Below are 13,705 nucleotides of genomic sequence, written 5' to 3'. Positions count from 1 at the left end.
CCCCCGGCGCCCTGTTCTCCTTGCCCCGGCGGTGGTTCGACTTCTTGCCGATGACAGACGATCTCGCGGTCCGCGGGTGCCGATCACGGTGTGCCGGAGGTTCGACGACGTTCCCGGAATTACCCATCTGGCTCTGGCGTCGTCGAATCGCGGGCTGACATGATCCGTACCAGACAGTTACCGCACGTGCTCGCTCGACTCCCGACAGTGATCGGGAGGGGTGGCGCGCCGTTGCCCTTTCTCGCAGGAACGGCCCGCATCCGCCGGGTCGTTCATTCCGCCTGCCCAAGATCCTCCCGGGTTTCCCGGCGGCACTTGGTGCCCGGCCGGGCACCAGGCCACGGCCGATTACCCGGAGACGGCCGTGTCGGCACAACGACGGCCGTGAACTGCTCGCAGACCAACGGAGAAGGAGAGTGCTCATGAGCGTCGTCGTCGAACTCAGCGACAGCAGCTTCCAATCCGATGTCGTGGAAGCCTCGGGGCCGGTCCTCGTGTGCTTCCGCGCCGAATGGAGCGGGGTGTGCAGGGCGCTGGACCCGATCCTCGTGGAGGTCGCGAAGGACTACGCAGGCCGCCTCACGGTGGGCCGGATGGACATCGACCGGGAGCCGGAGACGTATCCCAAGTACGACGTGACCGCCATCCCCACGCTGTACGTGTTCAAGAACGGTGAGATCGTCGCCACCAGGATCGGTCCGGCTTCCAAGGGCAACGTGGTGGAACTGGTGGAACCACACGTGTGAGCGCAGGCCTCCGGGTCGGCACACGGTCGAATCACCGTGCGGGGACCGCGAAGCGCGGTTCCCGCACGGGTCGACAGTGGACGCTCCGCATGAGCGGCCGAGCCGCGATCAGCTGTCGTGACGCGGGTTCAGCCGTTCTGCTCGTAGGCGGCTCGGAGCAGCGATTCGACTTCCTCGTCGACGTCGTCAAGGATTGTCAGGCCGATCTTGTGGGTCGACTGGCCGGGGCCCTTGGACGGCTTCAGCCGGGGTGAGTCGGGAGCCTCCACGAAGCGGAGGCCGAGGTCCACCCGGGTCTTGGTGGCGGCGGCGATCGCCGCGAACTGGCGGGACCGGACGAACGGCGTGTAGGTGCTCCAGCCCTCCGCGGTCACATCGTCGCCGAGGGCCTCGGCCAGTTCGCGGACCCGGTCGAAGATCGGGCGCAGCACTGCTTTCGCCCCCTCGTACTGGCCGTCGATGTAGCCCTCGACCGTCGGCCGCTCCCAGCCCGCGGCCCGAGCGGCGGCGTCGGCGATCGCCCACTGCGAGTTCTGCGGGACGCCGTGCTGTTCCTTGAGCCAGCCGCGCACCGCCTTCTGATCGAGCGGATCGGGCCCTTCGGCCTCGACGAGCCGCACCCACTCCTCCAGCGACCTGCCGGTCCGCTCCCGCATGCTCTCGGTCACGGCGGCCATCATGTCGCTGGGAGACCTGTTCGCCATGCCCCGCAGCATAGATCCAGCCGACCCGGCACACCTGCGATGACCTTCGACCTGCGGAGCACGGATCTCTCCGCGCTGATCGCCAAAGCGCACTCCAAGAACTACGACCGCACGCTGAAGCGCAAGCGATGAGCCGAACGCCCTCCTGCCGGTTCCGGGTACCGGCAGGAGGGCGTTCGCGCCCGCGTCACGGGGTGACGCTGAGGATCTGGTCGTCGTCGGCGCCGGGGCTGCCGTTGTTGTCCTGGTTGGAGGTCGTCACCCAGAGGGTGCCGTCCGGGGCCGAGACCGGCGTGCGGAGGCGGCCGTACTCGCCGGCCAGCAGCGCAACCGGCTCACCGACCGAGCCGTCGCCGTTGAGCGGGATCTGCCAGAGGCGCTGGCCGCGCAGGGCCGCGACGTAGATGTTGCCGTCGTGGACCGCCAGGCCGCTGGGCGAGGATTCGCGGGTCGGCCAGGTCACCAGCGGGTCGGTGAACTCGCCGTTGCCGCACTCGCCCTCGCACTCGGGCCAGCCGTAGTTCTTGCCGCCCTCGATCAGGTTGACCTCGTCCCAGGTGGCGTCGCCGAGCTCCGAGGAGTACAGCCTGCCCGCGTCGTCCCAGCCCAGGCCCTGCGGGTTGCGGTGGCCCAGCGAGTAGACCAGCGAATCGCCGAACGGGTTGTCCGGGGCCGGTTTCCCGTCGGGCGTCATGCGCAGGATCTTGCCGTTGAGCGAGTCCGGGTCCTGCGCGCTGGGCTTGTCCTGGGCGTCGCCGGTGGCGGCGTAGAGCATGCCGTCCGGGCCGAACGCGAGGCGGCCGCCGTTGTGGTAGCGGTTCTTCGCGATGCCGGTCAGGATCGGCTGCGGGGCTTCGCCGAGGCGCAGCTTCGCGATCCGGTTGTCCTCGCTGGTGCTGTAGAAGACGAACACCGTCTGGTCGGACTCGAACTGCGGCGACACGGCCAGGCCCATCAGCCCGCCCTCGCCGTTGGTCGGTTCGGAGTCCTCGATCTTCTGCACCTCGGCGACCTGGCCGTCCTTCAGGGACATGATCTGCCCGGTGTCGCGCTGGGTGAACAGCGCCGAGCCGTCGGGCAGGAACGCCAGGCCCCACGGGATGTCCAAGCCGGTGGCCACCGGCTTGACCTCGGCCGCGACGGCTGCCGGGGTGAGGGCCAGCATGAGCGCGGCGACGACCGCGCAGGTGCGACGGATCATCAACGACCTCCTCCCTCCGCGGGCGCACGAGCGCGCGCGGAGATCGCGGTGAGGCGGCGGTTCACCACTGGTGATCACAGCACGCACCGGCGAGGTCGCGTACCGCCACGAGGAGTCACCTGGTTTCAGCCGACCTGCGCGGGCGAGTAGTGCTTGGGGTCGTCGCGGCGGTCCGGCGGCGGGAGGTAGCGGGACGGGGTTTCGACCAGCGGCGCACCGGCCGGGGTCTTGCCGCGCACGCGGTGCCAGCCCGCGCGGGCGCGCGGGTGGTAGCGCAGTTCGAACGGCACCAGGCGCCACGCGAGGGCGAGCGTGCGTCCCAGCAGGCGCAGGAGCCGCGCGTCGCGCGCGGTCCAGCGGTAGCCGAGCTTGTCCCGGACGGCCTGGTCGTAGACGCCGACGGTGAGCCAGACGAAGCCGCGGCTGATCGGGATGCGGGCGAGCTTCCACAGCGGCGCGGGCAGCCAGCGCAGCGCGGGCGGCTTACCGATCCGCGAGATGTCCAGGACGTCGCGGGTGGCCTTGTTGTCCTCCAGGACCTCGCGGCACATGCGGTCCCAGTACTCCTGGAAGCTCCGCCAGTCCGGCGGCACCGGGCGCATGCTCATCCCGTACAGGCGGTACCACTGCACGCCCTCGGCGTAGATCTGCTCCTTCTGCTCCTCGGTGAGCGGTTCGCCGAAGTGCTCGTTGATCAGGACGGGCATCACCAGGAACGTCGAGTGCGCCCAGAAGTAGGTGTCCGGGTTGAGCGCGTGGTAGGGCCGCCCGTGCTTGTCGACGCCCTTGATCGTGTCGTGGTAGCCGCGCACCTGCCGCGCGGTCTGCTCGGCGCGCGGGCCGTCGTAGATCACCCCGCCGATCGGGTAGAGGGACCGGAAGAGCCGCTCCCAGCGCTCGTCGAAGAACCGCGAGTGCTCCTCGACTCCCGCGCCCAGCTGCGGGTGCATGTTCTGCATCGACCCGGCCCACAGCGCCAGCAGCAGGCCGCGCCAGTCGCCGAAGTAGCGCCACATGAGCGAGTCCGGACCGAGCGGTGTCGGCTTCGACATCGGTGCTCCCTCCTGAACTGAGGACACCTGTCGTCAAAGTAGGATCGCGGCGGGTGGCCGTCAATGACCATCAACCGAGCGGAGCAACCGGATGACGTGGGGCGGGACCAGCCTCGAGCAGCGCCGATCCGCGCGGCGGTCGAAGCTGCTCGAAGTCGGCCTGGAACTGCTGGGCACGCAGGGCAGCGCGGCCGTGACGGTCCGCTCGGTGTGCCGCCGCGCCAAGCTCACCGACCGCTACTTCTACGAGAGCTTCCCCGATCGGGACGCCCTGCTGCTGGCGGTGTACGACCAGGTCGCCGAGGAGGCGAGAACCGCGCTGGGAGCAGCGGTGGCCGATACCGAGGGCACCCGGGAAGCGGTCGCGACAGCCGCGGTCGAAGCATTCCTCGCCGTGCTCACCGACGACCCGCGCAAGGGCCGGGTGCTGCTGCTGGAACCCGTGACCGACGCGACGCTCAGCAGCCGGGGCGCCGAGCTGATGCCGGTGTTCGCCGACCTGATCCGGTCCGAACTCGACGGGGAGGCCGCCGACCTGGGCGCGCGGATGACGGCGACGGCGCTGATCGGCGCGCTGACGAACCTGTTCGTCCGCTGGCTGGACGGCAGCCTCCCGGCCACGCACGAGCAGCTGGTCGACTACTGCGTGAAACTCCTCCTCACCGCGACCTCGCTGGTCGACGACCGCACGGGCTAGCCCCTCAATCCCACGCACCTGCTGCCGCAGCCGCGGTGACGTAGGAGTCGAAGTCGGCCGCGATCATCGATCGCCCGAAGGCGGAGTCCCCGTAGGTGTCCGCACCTCGACCGGACAGCACCACGAAGCGCTCGACGCCCGCCTCCACCGCCTGCTCGACGAAGGGCGCCACCGGTTCGACCTCCTCCGGCACCACCAGGTACACCGCGGCGGCACCGCTCAGGGCTATCGGCCAGGTGGACCGGCCGGCCCAGTCGAACCGCACGTCGGCGGACCTGGAGGCCGCGCGCACCTGCTCGCCCGCCGCGCGCAGCCGCGCGACCACACGTCGTCCGGTCTTGCCCGTCGCACCGAGCACGAGGACCGTTCTTCCCGTCATGCCACCGAGTCAAGCGAGCAACGGCCCGGGCGGCCATCGCCGGCGATCTCGCGGTCATGTGCGTTCGTCTACGTTGAGCTCATGGACGTGCTCACCGATCTGCTCCGAGGTGTCCGGGCTGAGAGCACCCTGTTCCGCCAAGCCGAACTGCCCGCGCCGTGGTCGTCGCGCTCCCCGGAGGACGCGTCGCTGGCCCTCTGCGCCGTGGTCCACGGCCACGGGTGGCTCCTGCCCGGCAGGGGCGAGCCGACGCTGCTGGAACAGGGCGACCTCGCCATCTCCAGCGAGCCGTTCTCCGTGGTCAGCGACCTCCCGGCCGCCGAACGCGCGGCTGCGGGCCGCACCGTGCTGCTGGTCGGCGGCTACCAGCTGTGCAGCAACCCCGGCCGCCGGCTCGTGGACGCGTTGCCACCTCTGCTGGTCCTGCCGGGTGACGGTTGCGATCCCGTTCTCGAGTTCGTCGCCTCCGAGGTCGCCTCGATCAAGCCGGGCCAGGACGCCGTGCTCGAGCGACTGCTGGACTGGTTCCTGCTGTGCGCGCTCCGCGCTTGGTTCGACCGCCCGGAGGCCCGCCCACCCGCGTGGCACCAGGCGCTTTCCGATCCGGTCGTCGGCCGCGCGCTGCAAGCCATGCACGAAGAACCGGCCAGGCCGTGGACGGTCGCCTCGCTGGCCGCGCACTCCGGTGTTTCCCGGGCCACGCTGGCCAGGCGGTTCACCGAGCTGGTCGGAGAACCGCCGCTGGCCTACCTGACCGACTGGCGGATGTCGCTGGCGACCGAGCTGCTGGCCGAACCCGGTGCAACGGTCTCCTCGGTGGCCAAGCGCGTGGGCTACGCCGACGGCTTCGGCTTCAGCTCGGCGTTCAAGCGCGCCAGGGGGATCAGCCCGAGCGCGGTCTCCGCAGGCGGGAGGCCTGGTTCCGGCCAGCTGCGCGCGGCGGCCCAGCTCCCTCCGCAGCCCGCAGCCGACGGCAGCCGGTGAACCCGGGCGGCGCACCCGCTTCGCGAGGGCCGCCCGCCCGGCCGCCTACACTCGGTGAGGGAAGCGAGCAGGAAGGCCCCTTGAGAGATGAGCAAGAGTCAACTCACCACCGTGCTGGTGCGCACGCTGCTGTTCTTCGTCGTCGCGGTGGTGCTGGGCTTCATCTCGGGCTGGCAGAGCTACGCGATCATCGCGGTGGCCCTGACCGGCGGCGCGGCCCTGGTGCAGCTGGGCGGCGTGCTCTGGCTGGCGCGCGCCGAGCGGGAGCAGCCGGAGGCGGCGAAAGGACCGGTCAAGCCGGAGGGCTTCCTCTGATCGGCTTTGCCGAAAATTACCCCCCTGGGGTATAAAGGAAGCAAGGACTCCGGGGAGGTGCCGATGCACGGCTACACGCACGACAAGGACAACTACGCCAAGCGGCTGCGGCGGGTCGAGGGCCAGGTCCGCGGCCTGGCCCGGATGATCGACAACGACGAGTACTGCATCGACGTGCTCACCCAGATCTCGGCCACCACCAAGGCCCTGCAGGCCGTGGCGCTGGGCCTGCTGGACGAGCACCTCAAGCACTGCGTCTCCGAAGCGCTCGCCGAAGGCGGCGAGCAGGCCGAGGACAAGATCCGCGAGGCCAGCGACGCGATCGCCCGACTGGTGAAGTCCTGACGACCGGCAAACCCAACCCCGGTATGGTGAGGGGCGTGCGCGAACGTCCGGGACTGCTCCGCTGGGGCCTGCTGCTGGTCCTCGCGCTCTGCGTCGTGCTGATGCACCACGTCCCGGCTCAGCAGCACGAGTCGGCGCACCAGCCGGCCGCCGCCGTGCAGACCGCGGCGGTCGAGCACCACGAGCCGCCGGCGGACTCCGGCCACGGCGCGCTGCACCTGTGCCTGGCGATCATCGCCGGCTTCCTGGTGCTGCTGCTCCCCCAGCTCCGCCGCGTCCTCCGCGCCGCGGCCGAGCTGCCGAAGAGCCTGGCCGTGGCCTTGCCGGTGCTGCTGCCGCCACCTCTGCCCGTACCGCGAAGACTCGCGGCGCTGTGCGTGCTTCGTCGCTGATCGGCAGCTGATCGGCCGCGACCTCCACGTCGTGGCTCGATGACGCACGCCCGATTCAGCTCATGGAAAGACGAGGACAACGATGAAGCGCACACGCGCATTCGCCGCCGCGGCCAGCGCGGTCGCCGCGATCGCACTGGCAGGCTGCGGCACCGGCACCACCCCGGCCCCGGAGGCTCCGGCGAGCCAGGAGCAGGCGGCGAGCAACGCCGCCGACGTCACCTTCGCGCAGGGCATGATCCCGCACCACGAGCAGGCGATCGAGATGTCCCGGCTCGCCCCGGAGCGGGCGGAGTCCCAGCAGGTCAAGGACCTGGCCAAGCAGATCGAGGCCGCGCAGGGACCGGAGATCGCGACGCTCAACGGCTGGCTGGGCGAGTGGGGCGCCGGGCCCGGCGCCGACCACAGCTCGATGGGTCACGGCGACATGGGCGGCATGATGACCGGCGACGAGATGACGCAGCTGGAGCAGTCCAAGGGCGCGGAGTTCGACCGCATGTTCCTGGAGCTGATGATCAAGCACCACGAGGGTGCCGTGACGATGGCCCGGACCGAGCTGTCCGACGGCCAGTTCCCGGCGGCCAAGCAGATGGCCCAGCAGATCATCGACGCCCAGCAGGCCGAGATCGACACCATGCGCGCCCTGCTGTCGCAGAGCTGACGACAGGCCGGGGGCGGCCGACCGCCGCTCCCGGCCCACGCCTCAGGACTTCACCAGGCGGGCGATCGCGTCGCTGGCCTCCTTGACCTTCTCGTCCGCGTTCTGGCCGCCCTCGGCCAGCGCTTCGGCCACGCAGTGCTTGAGGTGCTCGTCGAGGAGCCGCAGGGAGACCGCCTGCAGGCCCTTCGTCACCGCCGAGACCTGGGTCAGGATGTCGATGCAGTACTTGTCCTCTTCGATCATCCGCGCCAGGCCGCGGACCTGCCCCTCGATGCGCGCCAGTCGTTTGAGGTAGTTGTCCTTGTCCTGGGTGTATCCGTGCATCGCCCGCTCCACTTCACCGGCCTGGCCAAACCTGGAAATCCTACCCCCCGCAGGGCACCGGGCGGAGCCCTCTTCGCACAGGAAGCGGCCACGGCGCGTCCGGCCCGATTCCCAGGATCCGGGATCCGGGAACCGGGCCCGGCCGGACACCACGCGCATTCCCGACCGCCAGAATTCATCATCCCTTTACCGGAAACCGGGAATACGTCCACAATAGACATTTAGCGCGGTTAACTTGATGCGCGGAAAATCCCGATATGGCACTGAATCCGGCGCACTGTAGCCCGCATCACAGCCATTGCGCCGCCAACGCGGGAACAAAGCGATCGCGACCATCGCTAAGGAGCGCGTCAGAATCTCCCACCCCTCGCGGTGAGTTCGAAAGGCAACAATGGACAACGTTGCGGTGCAGAACCCTCCGGCGACGCGGGACGCACGACCTGCCGCGAAAGAGCCGACCGGGTTCGACCGATTCCGGGTCATCGTCGTGCTCGGGGCGCTGATCGCCCTCGGCCCGCTCACCATCGACATGTACCTGCCCGCGCTGCCCGCCATCGGCAACGACCTGGCGGCCAGCGCCTCCACGGTGCAGCTCACCCTCACCGGCACCCTGCTCGGCCTCGGCATCGGTCAGCTGCTGATCGGCCCGTTCTCCGACATCGTCGGCCGCAGGCTGCCGCTGATCATCGGAACCGCGCTGCACATCCTGGCCTCGGTGGCGTGCTTGTTCGCGCCGAACATCGCCGTGCTGGGAACGCTGCGCACGCTGCAGGGCATCGGCGCGGCCGCCGCCATGGTCGTCGCGCTCGCCGTGGTCCGGGACCTGTTCAGCGGCCGCGCCGCGGCCACCGCGCTCTCCCGGTTGATGCTGGTGATGGGCGTGGCACCGATCCTCGCGCCGAGCCTGGGCGGCGCCATCCTGCTGACCGGCTCGTGGCGCGGCGTGTTCGGCGCGCTGGCGATCATCGGCGCGGTGCTGCTGGTGGTGGCGATCTTCGCGCTCAAGGAGTCGCTGCCGCCGGAGCGCCGCCAGGCCGCGCAGTTCCGCCCGGTCCTGCGCACCTACCGGCAGCTGATCACCGACCGCGACTTCGTGCTGCTCGCCATCGTGGCGGCGCTGGCGATGTCCGCGCTGTTCTCCTACATCTCGGGCTCCTCGTTCGTGCTCCAGGAGCAGTTCGGCCTCGACCAGCAGTCGTTCGGCCTGGTCTTCGGCGTCGGCGCGGTCGCGCTGATCGGCGCCTCGCAGTTCAACGTCGTGCTGCTCAACCGCTACAGCCCCAAGCAGATCGTGTTCGGCGCGCTGGTCGCGGCCACCGCGGCGGGCCTGGTCCTGACCGCGCTGACCACCACCGGCACCGGCGGGCTGTACGGGTTCATCGTGCCCCTGTGGCTGGTGCTGGGCGCCATGGGATTCGTCCTGCCCAACGCGCCCGCGCTCGCGCTCTCGCGGCACGGCGAAGCCGCCGGGACCGCGGCCGCGCTGCTCGGCGCCGGGCAGTTCGGGCTCGGCGCGCTGATCGCGCCGCTGGTCGGGCTGCTGGGCAATGACGGCCCGGCGATGGCCATCACCATGACCGGTGGCGCGGCGGTCGCGCTGCTGGCCCTGGGCGTCGTGGTCCGGCTGGGCGGCGCTGCCGAACCGGCGGTCTAGCCCGGGCATAACGGACACGATTAACATCACGGCTGGGCGGTGGCGCACCGCCCGGCCGTGAGGAGGAGCTGGATGTCCGAGGTGTCGCCGGAGCACGGGCACATCGACCTGGAGAAGCCGAACGCGGCGCGGGTCTACGACTACTACCTGGGCGGCGACCACAACTTCGCGGTGGACCGGCAGATGGCCGAGGAAGCGATCGCGATGTGGCCGGACCTGCCGCTGGTGATGCAGGCCAACCGCGCCTTCCTGCGCCGCGCCGTGCAGTTCTGCGTCGAGCAGGGCATCGACCAGTTCCTCGACCTGGGTTCGGGCATCCCCACCGTCGGCAACGTGCACGAGGTCGCACAGCGGGCTGCACCCGGTGCGCGGGTGGTCTACGTCGACACCGATCCGGTCGCCGTCGCCTACAGCAAGAAGCTGCTGCAGGACAACCCGGACGCCGCGATCATCGACGTCGACATGCGCGATCCGGAGCGGGTGCTCGGCAGCCCGGAGGTCGCCGAACTGCTGGACCTGAGCCGGCCGGTCGCGGTGATGATGGTCGCCGTGCTGCACTTCGTCCCGGACGCCGACGAGCCGCGGAAGATCATCGCCCGCTACCGGGAGGCGATGGCCCCGGGCAGCTTCCTGGCGATCTCGCACGCCTCCAACGAGGGCCGCCCCGACGTCGGCCCGGCGCACGCCGACCTCTACCGCAAGCGCACCACGACGCCCATGACGATGCGCTCGAAGGCCGAGGTGACCGGCTTCTTCGACGGCTTCGAGCTGGCGGAGCCGGGCGTGGTCTTCCTGCCGCAGTGGCGCCCGGTGGTGCCGGACGAGGTCGGCGAGCACCCGGAGCGCCTGACCGGGCTGGCCGGAGTCGGCCGCAAGCCGTGACCGCAGCCGCGGGACCGGTTTTCGCGCCCGCGGCACCGCGCAAGAATCAGGGGAAACCGGCGAAACCGGTTTCCCCTGGTACCGCTGCGCGAGCCCGCGCTACGAACGGATCCGGCGCTTGCGGCCGGTGACCTTGTTGTAGATCACCAGCACGATCACCGCGCCGATCACCGAGCCGATCCAGCCCGCCGGCTCGAAGCCGCGCAGGCCGACCGTGAGCAGGCCGAAGACGAATCCGCCGACGACCGACCCGGCGACGCCGAGCAGGATCGTCCGCACCAGGCCGATGTCGTCCTTGCCCGGCACGATCGCCCTGGCGATGAAACCCGCGACCAGGCCGAAGACGATCCATCCGAGGATGGTCCAGAACATGCCTCTCCCCTACTTCCCGGGTTCGGTGGCAACCAACATCACCACCAGGTTACTCGCCGGTCGGAACCACCGGATCCGTCCGGCCACCCGGGAGTCCTCAGTGGACTCCGCACGCCGGCGAGCCGCTCCGCGAACCGGCGGCCGGGCGGTGCCGCTGCCCACCGTGTAGATCAACAGCGCAAGGACCACCCATGTGGGTGATCTTCGTCGCGGGGAAAACCGCTTTTCCAGCGCATAGACTTCCGCCTCGTGACTGCCCAGCACAGCACGACCGAGGCGGCCCTGCGCGACGCGGTGGACACAGCCCTCATCGACTTACTGACCGCACAGCACAACCCGGCCGACCGGGCCCAGCAGGAGCTGAGCCGCGCGGTCGACATGCTCGACCAGCACCCGCAGATCGAGGTCTCCGCCGATGCGGCGGCCGCGGTCCGCACCGCGGCCGAGCACCTCGCCCACGGCTCGCCGGAAGACGCCCGCACCGCGCTGGTGACCGCCCGCGGCAGGCTCTCCCAGCCGGGATCCCGCCTGGCCTCCCGCAACGCGCGCTGACCGCACGACCTCGCCGGACCGGACCGCGCTCCGCTCCAGTCCACCGGTCATGCGGTCACCGCGGAACCGGTTCGTCCTGCCGGACCGCACCAGCCCCCGGGGCGCTGCCCCGCCGCAGCCGGTCGGCGAGTTCGTCCAGGAACCAGTCCAGCACCGATTCGGCCATCTCCACGTCCGCCCTCGAACCGGAGTCCAGGGCTTGCTTGCGGGCCAGACCGGCGATCCTGATCTCCTCGCACAACTGCTCGTGCGGGAGCTCGCTGCACCTCATCAGATCCATCGCAGACCACTCCCGTGGTCGATCGAGCGACCGGGAACCGGCGCACCCGCCGCGTCCCGAACGCTCCCCCCAGTGTTGTGCCCCGGACCGAGCCGGAGCGCGGTGCCGCACGACTTCGCGCGCACCTGTGTCGACGGTAACTCCCCAGCGGGGAGAACGCGCTCCCCCGAACGGGGATATGTTGGAAATTCACCGTCATATTTTCGAGACTGGTTCGTTCCTGACGAGGTGGCCGCCGGAAGGCGCCGACGGCCACCTCCGCGATCAGCCCAGTCCGCCGAGCCGTTCGCGGTACTCCTCGGAGCTGATCTCACCCCGGGCGTAGCGCTCGGCGAGGATCTCCTTCGCCCGCTCGGCGGCCGACGTCCGGCGCGGGCGAGCGCGCAGAGCCAGCCAGCTGACGGTCACGACCAGCGCGACGATCAGCAGCAGGAAGAACAGCCCGACCGGCCACCCGGGGCCGCCGTGCGGGCCGTGCCAGCCGGGACCCCACTGCATCAGGAACTCGGTCACCATCACAACACCTCCGAAGCCAGGTCCAACGTCGGATCCAGCTTCGGCCCGGCGAGGTTCCGCGTCGTCGGCCGACGACGCGGCAGTCGCCCTACCGCACCGGACGTACACCGCGAGCGCAGCGCTACGAGCGGCGGCCGATCGGTCCTAAGTAGACTCCTTCGGGCACGGCGGCAGCAGGCCACCGCGCAGCTCCCAGCGCCTGGTGACCGGATTGCGGACCCAGCGCATCTCGGCCTCCGCCTCCCACGGCTGCAGGTCCGCCAGGTAGCGGGACCACAACCAGCCCTGGATCGCGAAGTAGCGGCGGAGTCCGGGCAACGGCCTGCCGAGCGGAGTGTTCATGGTGGCTCATCCCTGGTGGCTCTCGGGTTCGCTGGAACCAGCCTGCGATGCACCGGATCCCGCCGACAGCGGCAGCAACGCCATTGTGCGGCAAAATCCTGCCAACTACCGTGGTGGGCATGTTGCGCAGCGTGGCCGCGGTCGTGCTGGACGACGTCGCTCCGTTCGAGCTGGGCGTGTTGTGCGAGGTCTTCGGCCTGGACCGGACCGCCGACGGGGTGCCGCCGGTGGACTTCCGCATCTGCGGGCAGCGCCCGGGCGAACCGGTGCGCACCTCGGTGGGGATGCAGGTGGTCCCCCCGCACGGGCTCGACGAGCTCTCCCGCGCCGACGTCGTGGCGGTACCGGCCGCGCAGATCCGGGAGCACTACCCGCCGGAAGTGCTCGACGGACTGCGAGCCGCCGCAGCGCGCGGGGCGACCCTGCTCTCGGTGTGCTCCGGCGCCTTCCTGCTCGGCGCAGCAGGACTCCTGGACGGCCGCCGCTGCACGACGCACTGGTACTACGCGAGCGAGTTCCGCCGCCGCTTCCCCACCGCCCGACTCGACCCCGACGTGCTCTACGTCGACGACGGGGACGTGGTGACCAGCGCGGGAACCGCCGCCGGGATCGACGCCTGCCTGCACCTGGTCCGCCGCGAACTGGGCTCCGCGGCGGCGATGCGGATCGCCCGCCGCATGGTGGTGCCCCCGCAGCGCGACGGCGGGCAGCGGCAGTTCATCGACCTGCCCGTTCCCGACTGCACCGGCGCCAGCCTCGAACCGGTGCTGGCCTGGATGCAGGAGAGCCTGGACGTCGAGCACGACGTGGCCGGCCTCGCCGCCCGCGCGCGGATGTCACCGCGCACCTTCGCGCGGCGGTTCGTCGCCGAGACCGGTACGACGCCGCACCAGTGGCTGGCCACCCAGCGCGTCCTGCACGCCCGCCGCCTGCTGGAGGACACCGAGCTGGGCATCGAGCAGATCGCGCGCGAGTGCGGGTTCAGCACGGCCGCCCTGCTGCGGCACCACTTCCGGCGCATCGTCGGCGTGCCGCCGCGCGACTACCGGCGGACCTTCGCGCGGAGCACCGACGCGGCACCGCGATGACGCGCGGGGGCGCGGCTGCCGGGACCTCCAGGCGCCATCGAGCCGCCCGCTGACCGGAACGCCGCCGATGATCATCCGATCGAGCGACCGAAATGTGCTCGAAAATCAGTTCGACCGGATGCCATCATGGTCACACGCGACCGATCACCACCCACTGCACCCGAACGCCCGCAGATCGGGCCACCACTGCTCCATCCGCCAAGCCCGCCCAACGCGGCA

Annotated in this window: 20 protein-coding genes; 11 read left to right on the top strand and 9 right to left on the bottom strand. The window is 70.6% G+C overall.

Translation table 11 applies throughout. The annotated features are described in order from the left end of the window. Positions 1 to 422: 422 nt before the first annotated feature. Positions 423 to 746 carry a thioredoxin family protein gene (locus OU416_RS35795; RefSeq protein ID WP_270931514.1) on the top strand — a complete coding sequence of 108 codons (324 nt, stop codon included), beginning with the start codon at positions 423 to 425 and terminating at the stop codon, positions 744 to 746. 128 nt (positions 747 to 874) lie between these two features. Here OU416_RS35795 and OU416_RS35790 read toward each other — a convergent pair whose 3' ends face one another. From OU416_RS35790 to OU416_RS35780, 3 genes are all read right to left on the bottom strand, one after another. Further along, entirely contained in the window at positions 875 to 1,450 is a 576-nt protein-coding gene (locus OU416_RS35790; protein ID WP_270931513.1) for a DUF5655 domain-containing protein, read from the bottom strand. 187 nt (positions 1,451 to 1,637) lie between these two features. Then, the gene (locus OU416_RS35785; RefSeq protein ID WP_270931512.1) at positions 1,638 to 2,651 is read right to left on the bottom strand and encodes a PQQ-dependent sugar dehydrogenase; all 1,014 of its coding nucleotides are present in this window, start codon (positions 2,649 to 2,651) and stop codon (positions 1,638 to 1,640) included. A gap of 125 nt (positions 2,652 to 2,776) precedes the next feature. Then, a complete protein-coding gene (locus OU416_RS35780; RefSeq protein WP_270931511.1) occupies positions 2,777 to 3,703 on the bottom strand; it encodes an oxygenase MpaB family protein in 927 nt (308 codons plus the stop codon). 91 nt (positions 3,704 to 3,794) lie between these two features. Here OU416_RS35780 and OU416_RS35775 point away from each other — a divergent pair, with 91 nt between their 5' ends. Beyond that, on the top strand, positions 3,795 to 4,400 hold the full coding sequence (locus tag OU416_RS35775) for a TetR/AcrR family transcriptional regulator (protein ID WP_270931510.1): 606 nt from the start codon (positions 3,795 to 3,797) through the stop codon (positions 4,398 to 4,400). Positions 4,401 to 4,404: 4 nt separating this feature from the next. Here OU416_RS35775 and OU416_RS35770 read toward each other — a convergent pair whose 3' ends face one another. Continuing rightward, positions 4,405 to 4,779 carry an SDR family oxidoreductase gene (locus tag OU416_RS35770; RefSeq protein WP_270931509.1) on the bottom strand — a complete coding sequence of 125 codons (375 nt, stop codon included), beginning with the start codon at positions 4,777 to 4,779 and terminating at the stop codon, positions 4,405 to 4,407. An 81-nt stretch (positions 4,780 to 4,860) separates the two neighbouring features. Between OU416_RS35770 and OU416_RS35765 the strand changes: the two genes are divergently transcribed. From OU416_RS35765 to OU416_RS35745, 5 genes are all read left to right on the top strand, one after another. Then, entirely contained in the window at positions 4,861 to 5,763 is a 903-nt protein-coding gene (locus OU416_RS35765) for an AraC family transcriptional regulator (RefSeq protein WP_270931508.1), read from the top strand. Positions 5,764 to 5,850: 87 nt separating this feature from the next. Continuing rightward, positions 5,851 to 6,078 (top strand): hypothetical protein, encoded by a 228-nt coding sequence (locus OU416_RS35760; RefSeq protein WP_270931507.1) that lies wholly within the window; start codon positions 5,851 to 5,853, stop codon positions 6,076 to 6,078. A 63-nt stretch (positions 6,079 to 6,141) separates the two neighbouring features. Beyond that, positions 6,142 to 6,423 (top strand): metal-sensitive transcriptional regulator, encoded by a 282-nt coding sequence (locus tag OU416_RS35755; protein ID WP_270931506.1) that lies wholly within the window; start codon positions 6,142 to 6,144, stop codon positions 6,421 to 6,423. Positions 6,424 to 6,458: 35 nt separating this feature from the next. Further along, complete coding sequence (locus tag OU416_RS35750) at positions 6,459 to 6,815, top strand: hypothetical protein (protein WP_270931505.1); 357 nt, start codon at positions 6,459 to 6,461, stop codon at positions 6,813 to 6,815. A gap of 82 nt (positions 6,816 to 6,897) precedes the next feature. Continuing rightward, positions 6,898 to 7,476, top strand: a complete 579-nt coding sequence (locus tag OU416_RS35745; protein ID WP_270931504.1) for a DUF305 domain-containing protein — start codon at positions 6,898 to 6,900, stop codon at positions 7,474 to 7,476. 42 nt (positions 7,477 to 7,518) lie between these two features. Here OU416_RS35745 and OU416_RS35740 read toward each other — a convergent pair whose 3' ends face one another. Further along, complete coding sequence (locus OU416_RS35740; protein WP_093156858.1) at positions 7,519 to 7,800, bottom strand: metal-sensitive transcriptional regulator; 282 nt, start codon at positions 7,798 to 7,800, stop codon at positions 7,519 to 7,521. 391 nt (positions 7,801 to 8,191) lie between these two features. On the opposite strand from OU416_RS35740, the gene OU416_RS35735 reads away from it, so the two are divergent. Together OU416_RS35735 and OU416_RS35730 are read left to right on the top strand one after the other, a co-directional pair. Continuing rightward, positions 8,192 to 9,454, top strand: a complete 1,263-nt coding sequence (locus tag OU416_RS35735) for a multidrug effflux MFS transporter (protein ID WP_270931503.1) — start codon at positions 8,192 to 8,194, stop codon at positions 9,452 to 9,454. A 72-nt stretch (positions 9,455 to 9,526) separates the two neighbouring features. Continuing rightward, positions 9,527 to 10,336, top strand: coding sequence for an SAM-dependent methyltransferase (locus OU416_RS35730; protein WP_270931502.1), 810 nt, complete (start codon positions 9,527 to 9,529; stop codon positions 10,334 to 10,336). 99 nt (positions 10,337 to 10,435) lie between these two features. On the opposite strand, the gene OU416_RS35725 is transcribed toward OU416_RS35730, so the two are convergent. Next, entirely contained in the window at positions 10,436 to 10,708 is a 273-nt protein-coding gene (locus tag OU416_RS35725; RefSeq protein WP_093347431.1) for a GlsB/YeaQ/YmgE family stress response membrane protein, read from the bottom strand. 249 nt (positions 10,709 to 10,957) lie between these two features. Here OU416_RS35725 and OU416_RS35720 point away from each other — a divergent pair, with 249 nt between their 5' ends. Beyond that, positions 10,958 to 11,260 (top strand): hypothetical protein, encoded by a 303-nt coding sequence (locus OU416_RS35720; protein WP_143121720.1) that lies wholly within the window; start codon positions 10,958 to 10,960, stop codon positions 11,258 to 11,260. Positions 11,261 to 11,315: 55 nt separating this feature from the next. On the opposite strand, the gene OU416_RS35715 is transcribed toward OU416_RS35720, so the two are convergent. The 3 genes from OU416_RS35715 to OU416_RS35705 form a co-directional block, all read right to left on the bottom strand. Beyond that, positions 11,316 to 11,540, bottom strand: a complete 225-nt coding sequence (locus OU416_RS35715; protein WP_270931501.1) for a hypothetical protein — start codon at positions 11,538 to 11,540, stop codon at positions 11,316 to 11,318. Positions 11,541 to 11,804: 264 nt separating this feature from the next. After that, positions 11,805 to 12,056: an SHOCT domain-containing protein gene (locus tag OU416_RS35710; protein ID WP_270931500.1), complete on the bottom strand. Its 252-nt coding sequence runs from the start codon at positions 12,054 to 12,056 to the stop codon at positions 11,805 to 11,807. 144 nt (positions 12,057 to 12,200) lie between these two features. Continuing rightward, positions 12,201 to 12,398: a hypothetical protein gene (locus OU416_RS35705; protein WP_270931499.1), complete on the bottom strand. Its 198-nt coding sequence runs from the start codon at positions 12,396 to 12,398 to the stop codon at positions 12,201 to 12,203. Between the two features lie 119 nt (positions 12,399 to 12,517). On the opposite strand from OU416_RS35705, the gene OU416_RS35700 reads away from it, so the two are divergent. Further along, positions 12,518 to 13,486 (top strand): GlxA family transcriptional regulator, encoded by a 969-nt coding sequence (locus OU416_RS35700; protein WP_270931498.1) that lies wholly within the window; start codon positions 12,518 to 12,520, stop codon positions 13,484 to 13,486. Positions 13,487 to 13,705: the final 219 nt, after the last annotated feature.

Origin of the sequence: Saccharopolyspora indica (assembly GCF_027853965.1) — a bacterium.
Taxonomy (GTDB): Bacteria; Actinomycetota; Actinomycetes; order Mycobacteriales; family Pseudonocardiaceae; genus Saccharopolyspora; species Saccharopolyspora indica.
The sequence above is the reverse complement of the archived record's forward strand: the minus strand, read 5'-3'. Positions and strand labels throughout refer to the sequence as shown.

What these genes read in the sequence shown, in the direction of transcription:
- OU416_RS35795 (WP_270931514.1), top strand. Translation starts at nt 423, where the DNA reads ATGAGCGTCGTCGTCGAACTCAGCGACAGCAGCTTCCAATCCGATGTC.
- OU416_RS35790 (WP_270931513.1), bottom strand. Translation starts at nt 1,450, where the DNA reads ATGGCGAACAGGTCTCCCAGCGACATGATGGCCGCCGTGACCGAGAGC.
- OU416_RS35785 (WP_270931512.1), bottom strand. Translation starts at nt 2,651, where the DNA reads ATGATCCGTCGCACCTGCGCGGTCGTCGCCGCGCTCATGCTGGCCCTC.
- OU416_RS35780 (WP_270931511.1), bottom strand. Translation starts at nt 3,703, where the DNA reads ATGTCGAAGCCGACACCGCTCGGTCCGGACTCGCTCATGTGGCGCTAC.
- OU416_RS35775 (WP_270931510.1), top strand. Translation starts at nt 3,795, where the DNA reads ATGACGTGGGGCGGGACCAGCCTCGAGCAGCGCCGATCCGCGCGGCGG.
- OU416_RS35770 (WP_270931509.1), bottom strand. Translation starts at nt 4,779, where the DNA reads ATGACGGGAAGAACGGTCCTCGTGCTCGGTGCGACGGGCAAGACCGGA.
- OU416_RS35765 (WP_270931508.1), top strand. Translation starts at nt 4,861, where the DNA reads ATGGACGTGCTCACCGATCTGCTCCGAGGTGTCCGGGCTGAGAGCACC.
- OU416_RS35760 (WP_270931507.1), top strand. Translation starts at nt 5,851, where the DNA reads ATGAGCAAGAGTCAACTCACCACCGTGCTGGTGCGCACGCTGCTGTTC.
- OU416_RS35755 (WP_270931506.1), top strand. Translation starts at nt 6,142, where the DNA reads ATGCACGGCTACACGCACGACAAGGACAACTACGCCAAGCGGCTGCGG.
- OU416_RS35745 (WP_270931504.1), top strand. Translation starts at nt 6,898, where the DNA reads ATGAAGCGCACACGCGCATTCGCCGCCGCGGCCAGCGCGGTCGCCGCG.
- OU416_RS35740 (WP_093156858.1), bottom strand. Translation starts at nt 7,800, where the DNA reads ATGCACGGATACACCCAGGACAAGGACAACTACCTCAAACGACTGGCG.
- OU416_RS35735 (WP_270931503.1), top strand. Translation starts at nt 8,192, where the DNA reads ATGGACAACGTTGCGGTGCAGAACCCTCCGGCGACGCGGGACGCACGA.
- OU416_RS35730 (WP_270931502.1), top strand. Translation starts at nt 9,527, where the DNA reads ATGTCCGAGGTGTCGCCGGAGCACGGGCACATCGACCTGGAGAAGCCG.
- OU416_RS35725 (WP_093347431.1), bottom strand. Translation starts at nt 10,708, where the DNA reads ATGTTCTGGACCATCCTCGGATGGATCGTCTTCGGCCTGGTCGCGGGT.
- OU416_RS35715 (WP_270931501.1), bottom strand. Translation starts at nt 11,540, where the DNA reads ATGGATCTGATGAGGTGCAGCGAGCTCCCGCACGAGCAGTTGTGCGAG.
- OU416_RS35710 (WP_270931500.1), bottom strand. Translation starts at nt 12,056, where the DNA reads ATGGTGACCGAGTTCCTGATGCAGTGGGGTCCCGGCTGGCACGGCCCG.
- OU416_RS35705 (WP_270931499.1), bottom strand. Translation starts at nt 12,398, where the DNA reads ATGAACACTCCGCTCGGCAGGCCGTTGCCCGGACTCCGCCGCTACTTC.
- OU416_RS35700 (WP_270931498.1), top strand. Translation starts at nt 12,518, where the DNA reads ATGTTGCGCAGCGTGGCCGCGGTCGTGCTGGACGACGTCGCTCCGTTC.